We start from the raw sequence: 19,369 nt of genomic DNA on the forward strand, positions 1-19,369 counted from the left end.
GCACACATCAGGGGCACTAACTCAGTAAAAACAGGGTAAACGACAAATACGTGTGCGGCTTCGATCGCATTTAGACTGCGCGTTGTAGTACGACGACGTATAAATAGCGATCCGCCGTCCGGCGCGTCGATACCCCATACACTGAAGGAGTGCCCATGGCCGCAAACAGCCGCCGTTCGTCTTCGTCCGTCCGATCGCCTTCATCGAAGCCGGTGTCGCGCCGCGCATTCATCGGCTGGAGCGGCGCGCTCGCCGGCGGCGCCGTGCTCGGCGGACCGCTCGCGGCGACCCGGGCCTTTGCGGGAGGCCACATGCCCAATGCGTCGGCGGTCGACCTCATCTGGGGCGAGCATGGCGCGGCGGCGCGCATCGCCGCATCGCTCGCGCACGTATCGCGGCTCGCGCTGCGCGGGCGCGACTTCGACGTGACGCACTACGGCGCGCGCCCGTGCGCGACGGTCGCGCAAACGTCGCCGTACACGAACGTCGCGAAATCGCCGGTGAGTCCGGGTTCCGAACTGACGACCGCGCCCGGCGCGTTCGATTCGCGTCCGGCGTTTCTCGCGGCGATCGACGCGTGCCGCCGCGAAGGCGGCGGGCGCGTGGTCGTGCCGTCCGGCAACTGGTACTGCGCGGGGCCGATCGTGCTGCAGAGCAACGTCACGTTCCACCTGAGCGCGAACTGCACGATCTACTTCAGCCCGAACCCGGCCGACTACGCGAAGGACGGCCCGGTCGATTGCGGCGCGAACGGCCGGCTGTACAACAGCCGCTGGCAGGCGAACGATTGCCTGAACTACGGCGCGCCCGTCTACGCGCGCAACGCGACGAACATCGCGCTGACGGGCGAGGGCCCGACGTCGGTGCTCAACGGGCAGGCGATGACGCCGTTCTCCGGCAGCGGGGCCGGCAGCGTCTGCTGGTGGACCTACAAGGGCTCGTCGGGCGCGTACGGCGCAAGCGCGTCGGTGCCGAGCCAGGCCTATGCGAATCCGAACAACGTCGACCTGCGGATCATCGCGCCCGCGATTCCCGACGCGCTCTACGCGCTGCTCACGTCGCCGGTCACGCCGTGGCAGCAGGACCAGAACTACCTGCCCGCGCTGTCCGAGGCCGGCGTGCCGGTCGAGAAGCGCATCTTCGGCCTCGGCCACTACCTGCGGCCGTGCATGGTCGAATTCATCGGCTGCACGAACGTGCTGATGGCGAACTACCAGACGCAGAACACGCCGTTCTGGCAGCACCATCCGACCGCGTCGCGCCATGTCGTGATTCGCGGCGTGACGACGAACAGCGTCGGCCCGAACAACGACGGCTTCGATCCGGACGCATGCACCGACGTGCTGTGCGAGGACTGCACGTTCAATACCGGCGACGACTGCATCGCGATCAAATCCGGCAAGGATCGCGACACCGAATACGGGCCGGCGAAGCGGCACCTGATCCGCAACTGCACGATGAACAGCGGGCACGGCGGCATCACGCTCGGCAGCGAGATGGGCGGCGGCGTCGAGCAGATCTATGCGACCAACCTGTCGATGCTGAACGCGAACTGGCAGACCAACCCGCTGAACATCGCGATCCGCGTGAAGACCAACATGAATCGCGGCGGCTACGTGAAGGACTTCCACGTGAAGGGCGTCACGCTGCCGAACGGCGTGACGCTGAAGGGCGGCGGCTACGGCAGCGCGCTGCTCGCGGGCAGCCCCATCAACGCGAGCGTGCCGCTCGGCGTCGTCACGCCGTCGGCCGGCAACCCGTCGGCCGCGCAGGGCGGCATCGTCACGTTCGACTGCGATTACCAGCCCGCGAACGATGCGGTGCGCACGCGCGCGCCGGTCGTGCAGAACGTGACGATCTCCGGCGTGAAGGCGAGCAACGTGACGCTGAACGGCGTGACCGCGTCGTGTTTCCAGGCGATCGTTGCGCAGGGGCCGGTCGTGTTCGACTACAACGGCACGCCGCCTGCGCCGGTCGTGCAGCCGATCTCCGGCGTGACGATCAGCGATTGCGACTTCGGCACGCCGGTCGCGTCGGGCACGCCGACGGTCACGTCGCCGGGGCCGATCTATGCGTTCAACGTGAGCGCGCTGACGCTGACGAACGTGACGATCGCCGGGCAGGCCGTCAACACGACGATTACCGACCAGCGGTGACTTGGTGATACGAGGTGAAGGTGACGGGCGTTCGCGTGCGCCGCTCGATGCACGCGAACGCAAGCATGACTGAACGCGTCAAGCCAGCGTCTTGACCATGTGATGTTCGTCGTAGAAGCGGCCGTCGACGAACAGCGAGCGCGGTTCCGTGCCGAACCGGACGAACCCCTGCGACGCATACAGCCGCTCGGCGGTGCCGTTGACTTCGTTCACGCACAGCATCAGTTGCTTGCACTGCCACGCTTGCGCCGCATGAGCGGTCGCGCTCTCGAGCAGCGCCTGCGCGATGCCCTGCCCGCGATACGCGGGATCGACGAACACGCCCCAGATCGTCGCCTTGTGCGCGATCTTCGCGCGCGCATCGCGACGCACACCCGTGATGCCGACGAGCGTGTCGCCGTCGAACGCGCCGAACACGGCGCGCTCGTGGCTCGGCGTGATGCGCGTCGCGAATTCGCTGACCGGCACCTGCGATTCTTCGTCGAGCGTGGGCAGGAAAGACGTGGGCGCGGTGTCGACCGCACGCAGGCGGAGGGTCTGAAAACGGGCGGCGTCGGCCGCGTCGAGCAGGCGGGTCGTGATCGTCATCGAGGGGATTCCGGTAGAGGGCTGTACGTGCCGGCGCGGGCTGCTGCGGCCGCACGATGCATCGTGGCTATGCTAATCGGAATCCGGATGACGTGTGACGGCGTTCGATGCGTCGTGCGGCCAGGCCGCGCCCTGGTCCCCGGATCGCGTCGCGCGGTCGACGCGCATCGCGGTCGGTGCGGAGCGCGTGTGATTGCGACGCGGTCGGTCCATGCAGGCGAGCGGTGAAACGGCCGTGCAACGCGTCGCGCCGGAGACGGACACGAATGTGGAGGGACTGCGAAAGTGCCGGCGGCGCGTCATGCGCGTCGCGCCGGCACGAAGGATGAGGATCACGTGAAGCAAGCGAGCCGTCGCGCCGAACCGGCACACGACATCAAACGCGCGGGATGCGCCCGCTCAGGTCAGGCGCACTGAATCGGCATCAATACCGCGACAACTGATTGCCGTTGATCTGCACGCGGTCGCCCGGCCGCAGGTTGCCCGGCGACTGCACGTCGAACGAACGCGTCGAGCCGTCGCTGACCTGCACGTCGATCCGGTAGCTGCTCGGCGGTTGCGCGGCGCCCATCTGCTGGCCGATCTGGTTGCCCGCAACCGCGCCGCCGAGCGCGCCGATCACGGTGGCCGCATCGCGGCCGTGGCCGCGGCCGAACTGGTTGCCCACCAGGCCGCCGACCAGCGCACCGACGACGGTGCCGGCGACGCCCGCCGGGCCAACCGAACCGCTGACCGGCTGGATGTTCGCGACCGTGCCGTACTGCGTGCCGTAGCCGCTCCCGTACTGGTTGCCGTATTGCTGCTGATTGCCATACTGGTCATACGGCTGCGACCCGTATTGCGGCTGGTTGCCGTACTGGTCGTACGGCTGCTGCTGCACGTAGCCGGGTTGCGAATACGCGGGCTGCGAATAAGCGGGCGTCGCATATTGCTGCTGCGGATAACCCGGCTGCGCGCCGTAATAACCGGGTGCGACGCAGGCGGTCAGCGGAAGCGCCGCCACGGCGACGAGCGAGGCGAACAGAACGGTCTTCGTGGAAGGAATGCGCATCATGATGGTTCCTGCATCGGCAACGTGTTCGCCGACGGATACCGGGACGGGTGGCGAACTCGGCGTGAGTATAAGGAATGGCCGAATGCGTGTCCGGTGCGGCCGGGTAACAACGTGTAAAGTCTGTTGCCGCGCAAATCGCCGGCTTGCGCGGGGCGGTCGCGCAGCGGTCGGCAAAGGCGGCGGCGCCCGTTCGGCAGCTTCGATTACGCGTATCGACAGCGGTCCTGCGGCGTGTTTTTTGAGGCGGTTGACCCCTCGATTCCGGCGCCCGAAATCTCGGCTTCCGCGACGCCCCCGACGGGCCGTTGGCATGCAGGCCGTCTCCGACGAGATCGGACCCCGCTGCGGCATCTTGCTGGCGTGGCGTTTGCGCCGCCCATCGCGAAATCGAATGCGCGGCATCGCGACATTTAATTGGCCTCGGGCGGCGGCGTCCGATATCGTGGCCGGATTCCCTGCCAACGGTCGCGCCGCGCCGGCTGCGGTTCCTTCTCCTGTCCGCGCCGGTGTCGCGCGGCGGCCGCCCCACAGATTCCGAGCCATGACCGATCGTATCTTCATCAACGCCGTCGACGCCGGCGGCCAGCCCATCAACCTCGTCGTCCGTGACGGCCGCTTCAACGCGATCGGTGTCGATTGCACGGCCGCGCCAGGTGCGGAGACGATCGACCTCGACGGCCGCGTCGTGCTGCCCGGCTTCATCGATGGCCACATCCATCTCGACAAGAGTTTCGTCGGCGATCGCTGGGTGCCGCACGAATCGGTCGGCTCGCTGCGCGAGCGGCTCGCGGTCGAGAAGCGCCAGCTCGCGGCCGCGCCGCCGATCGTCGAGCGCGCGAACGCACTGATCGCGCAGGCCGCCGCATTCGGCACGGTCGCGATGCGCAGCCACGTCGACGTCGATGCGACGACGGGCCTGTCGAACCTGCAGGCCGTAATGGCCGCGCGCGAGCAATGGCGCGGGATCGTCGACATCGAACTCGTCGCGTTTCCACAGGCCGGCGTCGTGTCGTGCCCGGGCACCGCCGACATTCTCGACGCGGCCGTGCGCGAAGGCGCGGACGTGGTCGGCGGGATCGACCCGACGACGCTCGACGGCGATGCAGACGGCCAGCTCGACATCGTGTTCGGCATCGCCGAGAAGCGCGGCGCGAAGATCGACATCCACCTGCACGAGCCGGGCGAGACGGGCATCGCGCAACTGCTGCGGATCGCGGCGCGCACGCGCGCGGCGGGGCTCAGTGGGCGCGTGAACGTGAGCCATGCGTACGCGCTCGGCGAAGTCGGCTACGACGACGTCCAGCGCACGGCGGCGGCACTCGCCGAAGCCGGCGTGTCGATCCTGACGAATGCGCCGGGCGACTGCGCGTTTCCGCCGGTGCGGCAGTTGCGCGACGCGGGCGTGCACGTGTTCGCGGGCAACGACAACATCCGCGATGCGTGGTGGCCGTACGGCAACGGCGACATGCTGCAGCGCGCGATGATGGTCGGCTATCGGTCGGGCTTCTATACCGACGAAGCGCTCGGCGTCGCGCTCGACATGGCGACGCACGCCGGCGCGCGCGTGATCGGCAAGGAGAACTACGGAATCGCGGTCGGCTGCGACGCGACGTTCGTCGCGGTGCGCGCGCCGAATGCGGCGGCGGCCGTCGCAGGCGTGCCGGCCGAACGCTGGGTGTTCCGTCGCGGCGAAAGCGATACGGGCGCGCCGTTCGCTCCCGCGCTGCGCTTCACGCGCTGACCGACCCGACCGCGGGCAGCGCGTGAAGCGCCGTGCCCGCTACGCACTGACCGCACTGACCGACCACACCGGAACCGACATGACGAACCTGCTGATCCGCAATGTCCGCACGAGCGCCGACGCTGCGCTCGACATCCTGATCGAAGGCGATCGCATCGCGCGCGTCGGCCCGTCGCTCGACGCGCCCGCCGGCTGCGCGATCGAGGACGGCGCGGGCGCGCTCGCGCTGCCTGGCCTCGTCGAAGGCCACACGCACCTCGACAAGACCCACTGGGGGATGCCGTGGTACCGCAACCAGGTCGGGCCGCGACTCGTCGACCGCATCGACAACGAACGGCACTATCGCGCGACGAGCGGCCATGACGCGGGCGCCGCATCGCTCGCGCTGGCGCGCGCGTTCCTCGCGGCCGGCACGACGCGTATTCGCACGCACGTCGACGTCGATACCGAAGCCGGGCTGCGGCACCTGCACGGCGTGCTCGCGACGCGCGAGACGCTGCGCGGGCAGGTTGAAATCCAGATCGTCGCGTTTCCGCAATCGGGCGTGCTCAAGCGGCCCGGCACCGACGCGCTGTTGTCCGACGCGCTCGGCGCCGGCGCCGATCTGCTCGGCGGGCTCGACCCGTGCGCGATCGAAGGCGATCCGGTCGAGGCGGTGGACGTGCTGTTCGCGATCGCCGAGCGCCACGGCCGCGGGCTCGACATCCACCTGCACGAGCGCGCGTCGATGGGCGCGTACTCGCTCGACCTGATCCTGCAGCGCACGGCCGCACACGGCATGCACGGGAAGGTCACGATCAGCCACGGGTTCTGTCTCGGCGATCTTGCCGAACGCGAGCGCGATGCGCTGCTCGCGCGGATGGCCGAACTCGGCGTCGCGATCGTCACGACCGCGCCGGCGGATGTGCCGGTGCCGCCGGTGGCCGCGTGCCGCGCGGCGGGCGTGACCGTCATTGGCGGCAACGACGGCGTGCGCGACACGTGGACGCCGTACGGTTCGCCCGACATGCTCGAACGCGCGATGCTGATCGGCATGCGCAACGACTTCCGCCGCGACGACGCGCTCGAAGTCGCGCTCGACTGCGTGACGCACAGCGCCGCACGCGGTTGCGGTTTCGCAAACTACGGGCTGCAGCCTGGCAGCCGCGCGGACGTCGTGCTCGTCGATGCGCTGACGTTCGCCGAGTCCGTCGTCGCGCGGCCGGTGCGACGGGTCGTCGTGTCGTCGGGGAGGATCGTCGCGCGCAACGGCGCGCTGGTCTGAGCGCCGTGTCGCGCCGGTATGATCCGGTTTTCAGCCGGATTTCCCGGGAGACGACGATGCAACGCACGACAGCGGCACGGGCCGCACGATGGATGGCGGCGACCCTGTTCGCCGTGAACGCCGCGCATGCGGTGGCGGCCGGCCCGAACGACGCGCAGCAGGAAGCGAATCGGCGGACCGTGCTCGCGTTCTACGAAAAAGGCTTGAACGACAAAGACGCCGACGCCGCGCTCGCGTATGTCGGCGAGCGCTACGTGCAGCACAACCCGAACGCGGCCGACGGCCGCGACGGTTTCCGCAAGTTCGTCGCGTTCCTGCGCGACAAATATCCGCAGTCGCACAGCGAGATCAAACGCTCGTTCGTCGACGGCGACTACGTGATCCTGCACGTGCACGCGGTGCGCGAACCCGGCACGCGCGGCAGCGCGATCATGGACATCTTCCGGCTCGAGAACGGCAAGATCGTCGAGCACTGGGACGTCAACCAGCCGGTGCCCGAGCAGGCCGCGAACGGGAACACGATGTTCTGAGTTGTCCGGGGTGTGCAGCTGCCTTGCTGCTTCCTGAACAAACTCCGCCGCTCGACTATTCCTCGTGCTCCAGCATCGACGCGAGCGCCTTCGTCAGTTCGCTGACCATCGGGTCGGCCGTCGGCCGATGCAGGATGGCGATGTCCATGTGCTCGATCGGCGCGAAACCCTGCTTCGCGGTCAGCACGGTGTGCTCGTCGGTCACCACGCGCGCCGGCAGCACGCTGATGCCGAGCCCGTCGGCGACGGCGGCCTGGATGCCGCTCAGGCTCGACGTCGTGAAGCTGATTCGCCAGCGGCGGCCGCGCTCCTCGATCGCCTTGATCATGTCGTCGCGATAGAGCCCGCGCGGCGGAAACACGACGATCGGCACCGGGTCGAGATCGATCGACGGATGCTTCGCGCTGTCGATCCAGCGCAGCTTCTCGGGCCAGCGCACGACGGCCTCGCGGCTGTCGCGCCGCTGCTTGATCAGCACGAGGTCGAGCTCGCCGCGGTCGTATGCGGCGCTGACGTCGCGGCTCAGTCCGCACGTCACTTCGAGCTTGACCTGCGGATGCTCGCGATTGAACGCGGCGAGCGCATGGGTCGTGCGGCCCGCCGCGAAATCGTCCGGCACGCCGAGCCGGATCGTCAGCGCGACCGTCGCGCCCGACAGCGCTTCCTGCATCTCGTCGTTCAACGCGAGCATGCGCCGTGCATAGCTGAGCACCGTCACGCCCGCGTCGGTCGACCGTACGTCGCGCGTGCCGCGATCGAGCAGGCGGTGCCCGGCGATTTCCTCGAGCCGGCGCACCTTCTGGCTGACCGTCGACTGCGTCGAGTGCAGGCGCGCGGAGGCGGTCGTGAAGCTGCCGCAGTCGGCCACCATCACGAGCGCGCGCAGCAGGTCGAGGTCGAACAGGGGTCTATTCATTTTTGCACTTTTGCGGATTCGAACATTTCATTTCCAAATGCGTGCGACGACTTTTAACATGGCCGGACGCCGCGGGCAATCGCGGTTTCGCCGGACCCGGCGCGGCGTCGCGTGGACGCCTGACGCATCGCATCTGCCGCGCATCGGCGAGCGCGGCGGCGCGGTAGGTTTTAGTGCGAGCTGGCGTCGCGGCCGAGTTGTGGATTCATTGGCACCGATGCGGTATAGGACGCATCGCCAATACTGGTCAAGCAGTGCCAGAAAAGGCTTTGCTTCGCTTACCTGTATAGACATTGCCATCTCGTAGATATCCGTAAAAACACACTCTGTGGCAGGCGTGCGTCGCGCAGGGTAAACGCCAAAAAAACGCGAAAATCCAGCCGAGAAGCCGTATTTAAAGCACCATCTCTTCCTTTTCGCCCCCGCCCGCCCTCACTCCACCCCGGGCCCCGCTTCTTCCTGCTTGCGCTCGAAAATTGAGCGGTCTAGACTGCATCGTAGTTTCAACGAAGTCCCCGTCTTTCGCGCACCGCACCGCGTCGGCATCCCGGCGCGGCGCCATCTACCGGACGCCGGCGGTCGCCCGCCGCGTCGAGACCTTCAAGGACACGTCATGAACCGCACTGCAAAGCTCCTCGTTACCGCGCTGGCGTTCGCGCCGCTCGTGTCGTTCGCGCAGGACACGTCGACGATCCGCTGGGGCATCGATCCCACGTATCCGCCGTTCGAGGCGAAGCAGCCCGACGGCTCGCTCGCCGGTTTCGACATCGACCTGCGCAACGCGATCTGCGAGGAACTGCGCGCGAAGTGCGTGTGGGTCGAGCAGGGCTTCGACGGGATGATTCCGGCGCTGCGCGCGCGCAAGTTCGACGTGATCATGTCCGCGATGACGGCCACCGACGAGCGGCTCAAGCAGATCGACTTCTCGAACAAGCTGTATGCGTCGCCGGGCGCGCTGGTCGCGCCGGTCGGCTCGAAACTGTTGCCGACCGCGGCGTCGCTTGCGGGCAAGCGCATCGGGATCGACCAGGGCACGACGCAGGAGGCGTACGCGAAGGCCGAATGGGCGACCAAGGGTGTGACGATCGTCTCGTACCAGAACCAGGATCAGGTGTACCAGGATCTCGTCAACGGCCGCCTCGATGCAACCTTCCAGGACAAGACGCAGGCCGGTTACTCGTTCCTGAAGACGCCGCGCGGCAAGGGCTACGCGTTCGCGGGCCCCGACGTGACCGACGCGCGCATCACCGGCTACGGCGTCGCGATGGGGCTGCGCAAGGGCGACGCCGACATGAAGAAGCGGCTGAACGACGCGATCGTCGCGATCCGCGCGAACGGCACGTACCAGAAGATCGCCGCGAAATACTTCGACTTCGATATCTACGGCGCGAAGCAACTGACCGCCGCACCGTGACTCCGTGATTCATTCAATCGACAGGCACACCATGACGAGCATCCAGGACCGCGTCGCGCAAGCCGTGACGCCCGAACTGATCGCCGCGTTCCGCGAGGAAGGCGCGGTCTGCATCAAGGGCATCTTTTCGCCCGACGAAGTGGCCGCGCTCCGGGCCGGCATCGACGCGAATCTCGCGCAGCCGAGCGAGCGCGCGAAAGTCGCGAGCCGGCCCGACGATCCGGGCTGGTTCTTCGAGGATTTCTGCAACTGGCAGCACAACGACGCGTACCGCGACTTCATCGTGCGTTCGCCGGCGCCGTCGGTGGCCGCCGCGCTGATGGGCACGGAGCACGTGCGGCTGCATCACGACCACCTGCTCGTGAAGGAACCCGGCACGCGGCAGCGCACGCCGTGGCACCAAGACCAGCCGTACTACAACATCGAAGGCGACGACAACGTCAGCATGTGGATTCCGGTCGATCCGGTGCCGCTCGAATCGACGCTGGAATTCGTCGCGGGCTCGCATCGCGGGCCGTGGCTGATGCCGCGCACGTTCATGGACAAGGAGGCGAAGTGGTTTCCGGAAGGCAGCCTCGCGGACCTGCCCGACATCGAAGCCGATCGCACGGCGTTCCCGATCCGCCACTGGGCGCTCGAGCCGGGCGACATGGTGTGCTTCCGGATGCTCACGCTGCATGCGTCGGGCGGCACGCAGAACCGCCGGCGCGCGTTCTCGATCCGCTTCGTCGGCGACGATATCCGTCACGCGCCGCGCCGCTGGAAAACGTCGCCCGATTTCCCCGGGCTCGCGGAGCAACTGCCCGACGGCGCGCCGCTCGAACACCCGCTGTTTCCGGTCGTGTGGTCGCGCGGCGCGGGGCAGGTCGGCGCGATCTGACCGACGCAGGTAACGAGCGCGGCGGCCGTTTCCTGACGAAACGGCCGCCGCGCGTTTTTGTGCGTGTCGGCGTGTGGCGAAGGGTCAGGTCGGGTGGCGCCCGGCGCCCGGCTTGAAGCGCGAGCCGAGCCGGTAGCGGTTGCCCGGATGCAGGAAATGCACGAACGTGACGGGCAGCCCGTCCGTCCAGGTGCGGCGCGTGAGCGTGAGGCACGGCTCGTCGGCGCGCATGTCGAGCAGCCGCGCCTGTTCGCCGGTCGGCAGCGACGCGTCGACGACGTGCTCGATTTCCAGTTCGTAGTGCGACACGTTGTTGTACAGGTACTCGGACGGCGGCTCGACCTGGAAATCCTGGTCGATGAAACCGGGCGCGGCGGCCGGGTTCACGTAGCGGTCCTCGAGCTGGATCGGGCGGCCGTTTTCCTCGTGCACGCACACCACGTGAAAGACCGGCGTGTTGACCGGTAGGCCGAACGCGGCCGCGACGTCGAACGATGCGGGTTCGCTCGACCGGCTCAGCACGCGGCAGCGATATTCGTGCCCGCGCGCGCGGATTTCGTCGCGGATATGCGCAATCATCAACAGGTTCGACTGCGGCTTCGCCTCGGCGACGAAGGTGCCGACACCCGCGATGCGCTTCAGTACACCTTCCTCGGTCAGCTCGCGCAGCGCGCGGTTGACCGTCATGCGCGCGACGCCGAACTGTGCGGCGAGATCGAGTTCGGACGGAATGCGGTCCCCCGGGCGCCAGTCGCCCGCGTCGACGTTCTGGCGAACGAGCGTCTTGATCTGCTGGAACGGTGCGGTGGCCTTTGTGACCATCGGGGGGATCCTTGTGGATGAAATACGGGAGCGATTCTATCGCCTTTCCGCAGGCGTGCTATGGACTTGGCCATGCGCAAATCGGGCACACGCAAACCGAGCTCGCCCAAGCCGGCGTGCGCGATTCGAGCCCGGTGCGGGCATGCCGTCTGCAACACGGGCCCGCATCCGGGATGCGACGTCGCGTGCGCTATGCATGGCCGGCCGGATCGCGGTGACGCGAATCACAAATCCCGCACGTCGGCCGTCGGCGTGGAGCCGAACGCATCGCTCAGCGCATAGCCGATCAACTGCCGTGCGGCCGCCTCGGGCGTCGCGAGCGCGCCGCTCGACTTCAACTGGTCGAACTTCTCGCGCATCGGGAAGTTGTCTTCGCTGGTCGAGCGGATCGTCGCCTGCATGCCCGTATCGACGACACCCGGCGCGACGCTGCAGATCCGCAACGCGCCGTTCGCATCGAGCGCGACCGCGCGCGCATGGTGATCGAGTGCGGCCTTGGTCGCGCAGTAGACGCTCCAGCCCGCGTACGCGTTGCGCGCCGCGCCGCTCGACAGGTGCAGGATCCGGCATTCGGTCGTGGCGGATGCCGCTTGCACGAGCGCGGCCGACAGCATCAACGGCGCCGCGACGTTCAGGCCGACCGCGCGCGCGACGATCGCCGGATCCTGCGCGGCGAGCGGGCCGATCGGATCGACGATGCCGGCGTTGTTGAACAGCAGCACGAGCGACGCGCCGTCGACGAAGCTGCGCAGCGTGTCGCCGGCCAGCCAGGTCGCGACGGCCGACGTGTCCGACAGGTCGAGTTCGACTTCGGCGAAGCGGTCACCGGCTTGCGACGCGAGCGACGGATGACGGCTGCGCGACACGCCGAGCACGGCGATGCCTTCCTGCAGCAGTTGTTCGGCGAGCGATGCGCCGAGGCCGCGCGTGTGTCCGGTGACGATGGCGCGCACGTGCGGCGCGGTTGAGGATGCAGTCATGGTGGCGAACCGGTGATTGGGTGAAAAGGTGAACGGTGCTGACGAGCGGCGCGCAGGCGCGGCGGCAGTGCGTGCTGGGCGGGTGATGCGTGGTATTGGCGTGTAGAGGTGTGCAGAGGCGGTTGCGCGCGGCGCCGCGGATGTCCGCGTGAACGCATATCGTAGCGCCGGCATGCGTGCCACGCAAACGCGAGCATGCGCCGCACGCTGCGGCGTGTGTGAAGCGCGAGTTCACAAGTGCCGCGCGCATGCATCGCCGCGCGGCGCCGGGAGGCCGATACGTTGGACGAAAGCGGCTGCGGCAAGTGCGCGCGCCGGCGCGGCGAGCAGCGCCGGGCCATGCGTCGCGAGCTATCATATGGCTCGCCCGTTCGCGATGCCGGACGGGCCGCGACCGTTCCCCTCACCTGCTGCACGCTGCGAAGCCAACATGAACTCCACGCCGGATACGCCCACGCCACGCCCCCTTCGCGAACTTACGCCTCTCGAGGCCCGCATTCTCGGTGTGCTGGTCGAGAAACAGCACACGGTGCCGGACACGTACCCGCTGTCGCTGAATGCGCTGACCGCGGGCTGCAACCAGAAAACCGCGCGCTCGCCGGTGATGAACGTCAGCGAGGATGAAGTCACGACCGCGCTCGACGGGCTGAAGCACCTGAGCCTCGTGATGGAAGGCAGCAGCAGCCGTGTGCCGCGTTTCGAGCACAACATGAACCGTGTGCTCGGCATCCCGAGCCAGGCGATTGCGCTGCTCACGATCCTGCTGCTGCGCGGCCCGCAGACGGCCGCCGAGCTGCGCCTGAACAGCGCGCGCCTGCATGGCTTCGCGGATATCTCGTCGGTCGAGGCGTTTCTCGACGAACTCGCGGCCCGTGCGCAGGCGCTCGTCGTCCGGCTGCCGCGTGCGCCGGGCGCGCGCGAGAACCGCTGGATGCACCTGATGTGCGGCGAGGTAAACGTGGCCGACTTCGCGAGCGCGGATGCCGGCGGCGCGGACACCGTGCCGCCTTCCGAATTCGAGGCGCTAAAGGCCGAGCAGAAGCGCCTCGCGGATGAAGTGGCGCGACTGAGTGAGCTGGTTCAGCGGATGGCCAGCGAACTGGGGATCGACGTCGACGCGCAGGGCGGCGCGGGCTGATCCACGGCGCGATGCGACGCGGTGCCGGCGCGCGTACGCGCGCCGCGCAACGGGCATCAATTACCGCGACGCCATCGCTACCAGCGGCACCCGGTTTGTTCGGATGCGTCGACATCCAGCGCCCTGCCGAACGCGGTTTTCTTGCCGGTGCGTGCGTTGGTGTAGGTCATCGAATAGATGTTGGCGCCCTGGGACATCATTTCGTATCGCCCGTTGATCTTGCCGTCGACCATTTCGGCCCAGGTTGTCGTGTACTGGTGCGGGCGGTCTTCGGCGAGCACTTCGTCTTCCTCTTGCTCGATCACCAGCGGGAGCGCCGTTTTCGATTTCGCGTACCGGACCATGCCGCCCGACCATTTGACCGCATCGTCGTAGTAGGTGCGCATCTCGAAGCGCACGGGTTTGTCGCCATCCGATGTGAAGCAGAGCACGTCGGTGGAAACCTTGGCGAGTGCCGGCAACGACATGCAGAGCAGTACGGCGGCGAGGGCTTTTTTCATGATGGTGTGTGAGTGAAGAAGCGGCATTTCAACCGATGCTGATCCGCGTAGCGCCCGCATCGACGAGCCGGAACAGCAGATCCTCGACGGCCGTTTCGGGCGCGGAACCGAGATCCGCATTGACGCGCCACCCCTGTTCCGTGCGAACCGGTTCCGACAGGTAGTGAACGATGCCATGCAGCCCGTCTTCGGCCGGCGTGTTCTCGTCGTCGACATCGAACCACGCGAAGAACCATGTCTTGAATGCATCGACCGCCGTGCTTTCGTCGAGGCCATCGGCCTCGATCGCGGCCCAGTCCCACACGAACGGGCGGATCGACACGGCCGCCGTTTCGAGGTCGAACGCGAACGGCTCGAAATCCAGTTGCGAGGTCGAATCGACCATCGACGGCTGGCCGGCCGCGTCGCCTTCGGCCGGGATCGCGTCGGCCCGGCATGGCAGCGCGAGCGGCCCTTCGGTGGCCAGTGTGCCGTCGGCCTGCCGGTAGGCCGGTTCGACGATCACCGCCGGTTGCGCTGCCGCTTTCGCGAGCAGGTCGGCGTAGGGTTGGCGGATGGCACGGAGCAGTTCGGATACGGTCATCGTGGCGCGTCGGTTGGGCAGGAAACGATCGGTCACACGCAGGCGGTGGGCCGTGCGGCCCGCATCGCACGACGGGCCGCTTCGGTAACGGACAGCCGTGATCGTACGGCACTTCATCCGGGGGCGGACAGTCGGCCGAACGACCGGGGCGCCCGCATTGCGTTGCAGCGGATTTAGACGTTTCCCTTCAAACAACGGAAAACGCCCATCGAACGCGTTCCCGTTGTGCTTCAATTCATCCGGTTTGTAGTCCTACTAAAATTGCAGATTCCGAACAAGCCGGATCATTCATTCACAGGAGACAGTCGATGGCACGGAAACGCTTTTGAAGCGGCAATCGCGATGGTCTGCAACACCGCCGAACTTCCTTCGATGAAAGCAGGTTATCCAAGGGGCCCCCACCCATGTCCTCCAGACGCTTGATGATTGCCGCGGCCGCCGTGTCCGCCGCACTGGCCATCTCCGCACCGCCGGCCAGCGCCGACTCGCCGACCGTGTCCGATCCGTTCTATACGTACACCGGCGCCACGCCATTGGCATCGATTCCACCGGGCACGGTGCTGAAGACGCGCAACGTCACCTATCACGTGGCCGGTATTCCGACCGCGCTGACCGCGCAGCAGTTGCTGTATCGCACCAACAACGCGCGGAACCAGCCCGTCGTCAACGTGACGTCCGTGATCCGGAGCCAGGTCAGCAACGGCCAGGCCATCTCGTACCAGTCGGCCTACGATTCGCTGAATCCGTACGACGAGCCGTCGCAGGTGATCGCCGGCGATCGCGACGTAACCAAGGTCATCAACGTGGGCACGGTGCTCTACAGCGCGGAATCGATTCCGCTGTCGACACTGCTGCTGCTGGGCTACAACATCATCGTGCCCGATACGGAAGGCCAGACGGCGGACTTCGCCGCCGGCCCCGAATACGGGATGACGACGCTCGATTCGATCCGCGCGGCGCTCAACACGCCGTCGACCGGCCTGAATCCGTCGAGCAAGGTCGCGATGATCGGCTATTCCGGCGGTGCGATCGCGACGAACTGGGCCGCGCAACTCGCGCCGAGCTATGCGCCCGACATCGACAGGCAGCTCGTCGGCGCGGCGGAGGGCGGCGTGCTGGTCGACCCCGCGCACAATCTGCGCTATGTGGACGGCAGCATCGTCTGGGGCGGCGTCGCCGCGGCCGCGCTTGCCGGGCTGTCGCGCGGCTACGACTTCGACCTGACGCCCTATCTCAGCGACACCGGCGTTGCCGTGTTCAAGGACATCCAGAGCCAGTCGCTCGCGTACATCCTGCCGAAGTACACGGGCCTGCATTGGGCGACGCTGTTCAAGCCGCAATACGCGAACGACATCAACAGCATTCCGGTGTATGTGAAGTATGCGAACAAGGTGAATGCGGGGCTGGCCGCGTCGCCGACGATCCCGATGTATATCGGCCAGGGCACGGCGGGCGCGCTCGACGGCACGTTCGGCAGCCAGGTGGGCGACGGCGTGATGCTTGCGTACGACGTGCGCGCGCTTGCGCAGAAGTTCTGCGCGAGCGGCACGCCGGTCACGTACACCGAGTATCCGCTCGAACATGTGGGCGCGATCGTGCCCTGGGTGGCCGGCATGCTGCCGTGGCTCTACGACCGCTTCAACGGGAAAGCCGCGCCGAGCAACTGCTGGCTGACGGCGCTGCTGCCGAGCAATTCGCTGGCGCCCGAGACGCTGCACTAGACGCGCCGGGGCGACGCGGTGAAGGGCAGGGCGATCCGCTGCGGATCGCCCTTTTTGCATCCCGCGTTCGCCGTCTGTCGCATGACCCTGACCGCCGTCACATGCATCCCCCCGCCACACCCGGCTGCCGCCTCTCGCGAGTGCCATAATCGAGCCTGCACATCATTCCAGACGTCCCCCGGAGAATCACCATGCAGAACCTCGACAATCCTTCCCACGATCGCGAGGTAGGCAGCGCCGACGCGACGCAGGACACCACGCGCATCGACGATGTCCGCATCGGCGCCGTGCGTCCGCTGATTTCGCCGGCGCTGCTGCTCGACGAATTGCCGGTGCCGGCCGCCACGCAGACGCTCGTCGAGGATACGCGCCGCGCGATCGGCGACATCCTGCACGGCCGCGACGACCGGCTGCTGCTCGTCGTCGGCCCGTGCTCGATCCACGATCACGACCAGGCGCTCGACTACGCGCGCCGCCTGAAAGTTGCCGCCGATGCGCTGAAGGACGACCTGCTGATCACGATGCGCGTCTACTTCGAGAAGCCGCGCACGACGGTCGGCTGGAAGGGCTACATCAACGATCCGCGCCTGGACGGCAGCTTCCGCATCAACGAAGGGCTGCGCGCCGCGCGGCAGTTGCTGCTCGACGTCAACGCGCTCGGCCTGCCGGCCGCGACCGAATTCCTCGACCTGCTGAGCCCGCAGTACATCGCCGACCTGATCGCGTGGGGCGCGATCGGCGCGCGCACGACCGAAAGCCAGAGCCACCGCCAGCTCGCGTCGGGGCTGAGCTGCCCGATCGGTTTCAAGAACGGCACCGACGGCGGCGTGCAGGTCGCGTCGGATGCGATCGTCGCCGCGGCCGCGAGCCATGCGTTCATGGGGATGACGAAGATGGGGATGGCCGCGATCTTCGAAACGCGCGGCAACGACGATGCGCACGTGATCCTGCGCGGCGGCAAGAGCGGCCCGAACTACGACGCCGCGCATGTCGAGGCGGGCTGCGCGGTGCTGCGCAAGGCCGGGCTGCGCGAGCAGGTGATGGTCGACTGCTCGCACGCGAACTCGAACAAGTCGCACGAGCGGCAGATCGACGTCGCGCAGGATCTCGCGCGGCAACTGTCGCAGGGCGAGCACCGGATCGTCGGCGTGATGGTCGAGAGCCATCTCGAGGCCGGGCGGCAGGATCTGAAGCCGGGCGTGCCGTTGCAGTACGGCGTGTCGATCACCGATGCGTGCTTGAGCTGGACGCAGACGGAGCCGGTGCTCGATGTGCTGGCGGAGGCGGTGCGGCATCGGCGGGTGTATTCGCGGAATGCGTGACAGGGGTGGCGCCGACATGCGTGCTGCGTCATCGCGTTCGATGCAGCGTCTTGCGAGTGGCGCTAACATGGGCCGGTGCGATGTGTCGCGCACGGAGGCGGCGAGGCCGGCCGCCGATACCGACAACAATTCACCGGAGTGCATAAAAGTATGGCGTTCTACAAAACCCTCATCGCAGCAACCATCCTCGCATCGAGCGTCAGCGCACACGCGCAGATCGCCGGCGCACAGCCGATCAGCGTGACCGTCGAGCAATCGCAGGCACTGCTCGAAGGCTGGAGCGTGAAGAAGAGCGTGCTCGGCAAGGCCGTCTACAACGACGCGAACCAGAAGGTCGGCACCGTGCGCGACCTGATCGTCGCGCCGGACGGCTCGGTGTCGGCGGCGATCGTGTCGGCCGGCGGTTTCCTCGGCGTGGCCGCGCATGACGTCGCGGTGCCGATCGCGTCGCTCGACGTGCGCAACGGCAACATCTACCTGCCGGGCGCGACGAAGGATGCGCTGAAGGCGACGCCGGCGTTCCAGTACGCGAAGGTGCCGTCGCCGCCGAAGCCGAAGAAGCTCGACGACAAGCACTGATCGATGCGGCCCGGCGCGCGCTGCGCCGGGCCCGGCCGACCGCGGGCCGTGAATGGCCCCGCGCGTCGGCGCGATCGTCGGAGGCCGGGCGCCACATCATGGCGGCGAACGGATTGCTTCGACGATCGATGACGATGCGGCTGCATTGCCGCCGCGCATCCGGCGCGAATCGGTATCGTGATTCACGCCGCACCGCGAACGCCGGCGCTCAGCTTGCCGGCATCGTCTCGTCCACCCAAACCCCGTCGAAACCGAACGCGACCGGCCCGCTCAGGAACACGCTGCCGGTGCCGTCCCATTGAACGCCGACGTCGCCGCCGTCGCATTCCACCCGCACCGTATGGTCGAGCAGCCCGCGCCGGATGCCGTTGACCACCGCACCGCACGAACACGAGCCCGACCCGAGCGGCACGCCGCCGCCGCGCTCCCAGATGCGCAGGCGGATATGCGAGCGGCCGATCACCTGCACGAAATGCACGTTGGTTTTCAGCGGAAACAGCGGATGCGTTTCGATCGCCGGGCCGAGCGCTTCGATATCGATCGCATCGAGATCGTCGACGAAGAACGTGCAGTGCGGATTGCCCATGCTGCACGCGGCCGGTGCGCGGGGCAGCGGAAGGGCGAGCGTGTCGACGGCTTCGGCGACGGGCACGTCCTGCCAGCCGACGCACGGCGCGCCCATCTCGACCGTGATCAGCCTGTGCGCATCGTGCGAACAGAGCAGGCGCCCGCGGCTGGTGCGCAGCACGACCGACGCCGCGCCGGTTTCCCGCATCACCTTCCATGCAACGCCGCGCGTCGCGCTGCCACAAGTATCGAGCATCGAGCCGTCGGGGTTCCAGAACGCGACACGGGCCGCCGCGTCGTCGCAGTCCGATAGCACCGCGAGCTGGTTGAAGCCGATGCCGCGATGCCGGTCGCCGATGCGCCGTACGAGGTCGCAGTCGATCGCGTGCGCATGATCCTGATCCTCGCCGCGCAGGTCGACGATGACGAAGTCATCGCCATTCGCGTTCATCTTCTGAAATCGGATCGGCATGGCGGTTCCGGAATCGAGGCAGGCAAACACTGTACGTGGCTTGCCGGAGCGGATCAATCGACGTGGTCGGGGTGCGACGCACTACTTGGGGCTCACCCGGATTCCGAAGTGAATCGTAAGACATGTAATATAAATGAAAGAT

General features: G+C 67.4%; 18 protein-coding genes. 10 read left to right on the forward strand and 8 right to left on the reverse strand.

Annotated features, from left to right (window positions below):
- Window positions 1–155: 155 nt before the first annotated feature.
- Window positions 156–2,156: a glycoside hydrolase family 28 protein gene (locus tag OEJ37_RS24990; RefSeq protein ID WP_263346552.1), complete on the forward strand. Its 2,001-nt coding sequence runs from the start codon at window positions 156–158 to the stop codon at window positions 2,154–2,156.
- 78 nt (window positions 2,157–2,234) lie between these two features.
- On the opposite strand, the gene OEJ37_RS24995 is transcribed toward OEJ37_RS24990, so the two are convergent.
- The gene (locus tag OEJ37_RS24995; RefSeq protein ID WP_263346555.1) at window positions 2,235–2,744 is read right to left on the reverse strand and encodes a GNAT family N-acetyltransferase; all 510 of its coding nucleotides are present in this window, start codon (window positions 2,742–2,744) and stop codon (window positions 2,235–2,237) included.
- Between the two features lie 424 nt (window positions 2,745–3,168).
- Window positions 3,169–3,798, reverse strand: coding sequence for a glycine zipper 2TM domain-containing protein (locus OEJ37_RS25000; protein WP_174419554.1), 630 nt, complete (start codon window positions 3,796–3,798; stop codon window positions 3,169–3,171).
- A 541-nt stretch (window positions 3,799–4,339) separates the two neighbouring features.
- On the opposite strand from OEJ37_RS25000, the gene OEJ37_RS25005 reads away from it, so the two are divergent.
- The 3 genes from OEJ37_RS25005 (at window position 4,340) to OEJ37_RS25015 (ending at window position 7,333) form a co-directional block, all read left to right on the forward strand.
- Complete coding sequence (locus OEJ37_RS25005) at window positions 4,340–5,539, forward strand: amidohydrolase family protein (protein ID WP_174419553.1); 1,200 nt, start codon at window positions 4,340–4,342, stop codon at window positions 5,537–5,539.
- A 79-nt stretch (window positions 5,540–5,618) separates the two neighbouring features.
- Window positions 5,619–6,803 (forward strand): amidohydrolase family protein, encoded by a 1,185-nt coding sequence (locus OEJ37_RS25010; protein ID WP_263346714.1) that lies wholly within the window; start codon window positions 5,619–5,621, stop codon window positions 6,801–6,803.
- 56 nt (window positions 6,804–6,859) lie between these two features.
- Window positions 6,860–7,333, forward strand: coding sequence for a nuclear transport factor 2 family protein (locus OEJ37_RS25015; protein ID WP_175942958.1), 474 nt, complete (start codon window positions 6,860–6,862; stop codon window positions 7,331–7,333).
- A gap of 55 nt (window positions 7,334–7,388) precedes the next feature.
- On the opposite strand, the gene OEJ37_RS25020 is transcribed toward OEJ37_RS25015, so the two are convergent.
- Window positions 7,389–8,249: a LysR family transcriptional regulator gene (locus OEJ37_RS25020; RefSeq protein ID WP_175917171.1), complete on the reverse strand. Its 861-nt coding sequence runs from the start codon at window positions 8,247–8,249 to the stop codon at window positions 7,389–7,391.
- Window positions 8,250–8,862: 613 nt separating this feature from the next.
- Here OEJ37_RS25020 and OEJ37_RS25025 point away from each other — a divergent pair.
- Complete coding sequence (locus OEJ37_RS25025; RefSeq protein ID WP_174422365.1) at window positions 8,863–9,663, forward strand: ABC transporter substrate-binding protein; 801 nt, start codon at window positions 8,863–8,865, stop codon at window positions 9,661–9,663.
- A 31-nt stretch (window positions 9,664–9,694) separates the two neighbouring features.
- A complete protein-coding gene (locus OEJ37_RS25030) occupies window positions 9,695–10,543 on the forward strand; it encodes a phytanoyl-CoA dioxygenase family protein (protein WP_263346562.1) in 849 nt (282 codons plus the stop codon).
- A gap of 84 nt (window positions 10,544–10,627) precedes the next feature.
- Here OEJ37_RS25030 and hutC read toward each other — a convergent pair whose 3' ends face one another.
- Together hutC and OEJ37_RS25040 are read right to left on the reverse strand one after the other, a co-directional pair.
- Window positions 10,628–11,365 (reverse strand): histidine utilization repressor, encoded by a 738-nt coding sequence (gene hutC / locus OEJ37_RS25035; RefSeq protein WP_263346565.1) that lies wholly within the window; start codon window positions 11,363–11,365, stop codon window positions 10,628–10,630.
- A 224-nt stretch (window positions 11,366–11,589) separates the two neighbouring features.
- Entirely contained in the window at window positions 11,590–12,345 is a 756-nt protein-coding gene (locus OEJ37_RS25040) for an SDR family oxidoreductase (RefSeq protein ID WP_263346567.1), read from the reverse strand.
- A gap of 430 nt (window positions 12,346–12,775) precedes the next feature.
- Here OEJ37_RS25040 and OEJ37_RS25045 point away from each other — a divergent pair, with 430 nt between their 5' ends.
- Window positions 12,776–13,483: a YceH family protein gene (locus tag OEJ37_RS25045; protein ID WP_174421914.1), complete on the forward strand. Its 708-nt coding sequence runs from the start codon at window positions 12,776–12,778 to the stop codon at window positions 13,481–13,483.
- A 77-nt stretch (window positions 13,484–13,560) separates the two neighbouring features.
- Here the strand turns inward: OEJ37_RS25045 and OEJ37_RS25050 are convergent, their stop codons facing one another.
- Both OEJ37_RS25050 and OEJ37_RS25055 read right to left on the reverse strand, forming a co-directional pair.
- On the reverse strand, window positions 13,561–13,983 hold the full coding sequence (locus tag OEJ37_RS25050) for a hypothetical protein (RefSeq protein ID WP_174421913.1): 423 nt from the start codon (window positions 13,981–13,983) through the stop codon (window positions 13,561–13,563).
- Window positions 13,984–14,011: 28 nt separating this feature from the next.
- Window positions 14,012–14,566, reverse strand: a complete 555-nt coding sequence (locus tag OEJ37_RS25055; protein WP_263346716.1) for a hypothetical protein — start codon at window positions 14,564–14,566, stop codon at window positions 14,012–14,014.
- 404 nt (window positions 14,567–14,970) lie between these two features.
- On the opposite strand from OEJ37_RS25055, the gene OEJ37_RS25060 reads away from it, so the two are divergent.
- The 3 genes from OEJ37_RS25060 to OEJ37_RS25070 all read left to right on the forward strand — a co-directional run bounded on the left by OEJ37_RS25060 (window position 14,971) and on the right by OEJ37_RS25070 (window position 18,188).
- Window positions 14,971–16,287 (forward strand): lipase family protein, encoded by a 1,317-nt coding sequence (locus OEJ37_RS25060; RefSeq protein ID WP_263346572.1) that lies wholly within the window; start codon window positions 14,971–14,973, stop codon window positions 16,285–16,287.
- 191 nt (window positions 16,288–16,478) lie between these two features.
- Window positions 16,479–17,609, forward strand: coding sequence for a 3-deoxy-7-phosphoheptulonate synthase (locus OEJ37_RS25065; protein WP_244130604.1), 1,131 nt, complete (start codon window positions 16,479–16,481; stop codon window positions 17,607–17,609).
- A gap of 150 nt (window positions 17,610–17,759) precedes the next feature.
- Window positions 17,760–18,188: a PRC-barrel domain-containing protein gene (locus tag OEJ37_RS25070; RefSeq protein WP_263346576.1), complete on the forward strand. Its 429-nt coding sequence runs from the start codon at window positions 17,760–17,762 to the stop codon at window positions 18,186–18,188.
- A 208-nt stretch (window positions 18,189–18,396) separates the two neighbouring features.
- Here OEJ37_RS25070 and dapF read toward each other — a convergent pair whose 3' ends face one another.
- Entirely contained in the window at window positions 18,397–19,227 is an 831-nt protein-coding gene (dapF, locus tag OEJ37_RS25075; protein ID WP_263346578.1) for a diaminopimelate epimerase, read from the reverse strand.
- Window positions 19,228–19,369 lie beyond the last annotated feature (142 nt).

The organism is Burkholderia sp. BKH01 (genome assembly GCF_025685725.1).
Lineage (GTDB): Bacteria > Pseudomonadota > Gammaproteobacteria > Burkholderiales > Burkholderiaceae > Burkholderia > Burkholderia pyrrocinia_C.

Coding starts and splice junctions, on each gene's coding strand:
- OEJ37_RS25045 (WP_174421914.1), top strand. CDS start 12,776: ATGAACTCCACGCCGGATACGCCCACGCCACGCCCCCTTCGCGAACTT.
- OEJ37_RS25050 (WP_174421913.1), bottom strand. CDS start 13,983: ATGAAAAAAGCCCTCGCCGCCGTACTGCTCTGCATGTCGTTGCCGGCA.
- OEJ37_RS25025 (WP_174422365.1), top strand. CDS start 8,863: ATGAACCGCACTGCAAAGCTCCTCGTTACCGCGCTGGCGTTCGCGCCG.
- dapF (WP_263346578.1), bottom strand. CDS start 19,227: ATGCCGATCCGATTTCAGAAGATGAACGCGAATGGCGATGACTTCGTC.
- OEJ37_RS25065 (WP_244130604.1), top strand. CDS start 16,479: ATGCAGAACCTCGACAATCCTTCCCACGATCGCGAGGTAGGCAGCGCC.
- OEJ37_RS25040 (WP_263346567.1), bottom strand. CDS start 12,345: ATGACTGCATCCTCAACCGCGCCGCACGTGCGCGCCATCGTCACCGGA.
- OEJ37_RS25030 (WP_263346562.1), top strand. CDS start 9,695: ATGACGAGCATCCAGGACCGCGTCGCGCAAGCCGTGACGCCCGAACTG.
- OEJ37_RS24995 (WP_263346555.1), bottom strand. CDS start 2,744: ATGACGATCACGACCCGCCTGCTCGACGCGGCCGACGCCGCCCGTTTT.
- OEJ37_RS25020 (WP_175917171.1), bottom strand. CDS start 8,249: ATGAATAGACCCCTGTTCGACCTCGACCTGCTGCGCGCGCTCGTGATG.
- OEJ37_RS25055 (WP_263346716.1), bottom strand. CDS start 14,566: ATGACCGTATCCGAACTGCTCCGTGCCATCCGCCAACCCTACGCCGAC.
- OEJ37_RS25060 (WP_263346572.1), top strand. CDS start 14,971: ATGTCCTCCAGACGCTTGATGATTGCCGCGGCCGCCGTGTCCGCCGCA.
- OEJ37_RS25005 (WP_174419553.1), top strand. CDS start 4,340: ATGACCGATCGTATCTTCATCAACGCCGTCGACGCCGGCGGCCAGCCC.
- OEJ37_RS25000 (WP_174419554.1), bottom strand. CDS start 3,798: ATGATGCGCATTCCTTCCACGAAGACCGTTCTGTTCGCCTCGCTCGTC.
- OEJ37_RS24990 (WP_263346552.1), top strand. CDS start 156: ATGGCCGCAAACAGCCGCCGTTCGTCTTCGTCCGTCCGATCGCCTTCA.
- OEJ37_RS25010 (WP_263346714.1), top strand. CDS start 5,619: ATGACGAACCTGCTGATCCGCAATGTCCGCACGAGCGCCGACGCTGCG.
- OEJ37_RS25015 (WP_175942958.1), top strand. CDS start 6,860: ATGCAACGCACGACAGCGGCACGGGCCGCACGATGGATGGCGGCGACC.
- hutC (WP_263346565.1), bottom strand. CDS start 11,365: ATGGTCACAAAGGCCACCGCACCGTTCCAGCAGATCAAGACGCTCGTT.
- OEJ37_RS25070 (WP_263346576.1), top strand. CDS start 17,760: ATGGCGTTCTACAAAACCCTCATCGCAGCAACCATCCTCGCATCGAGC.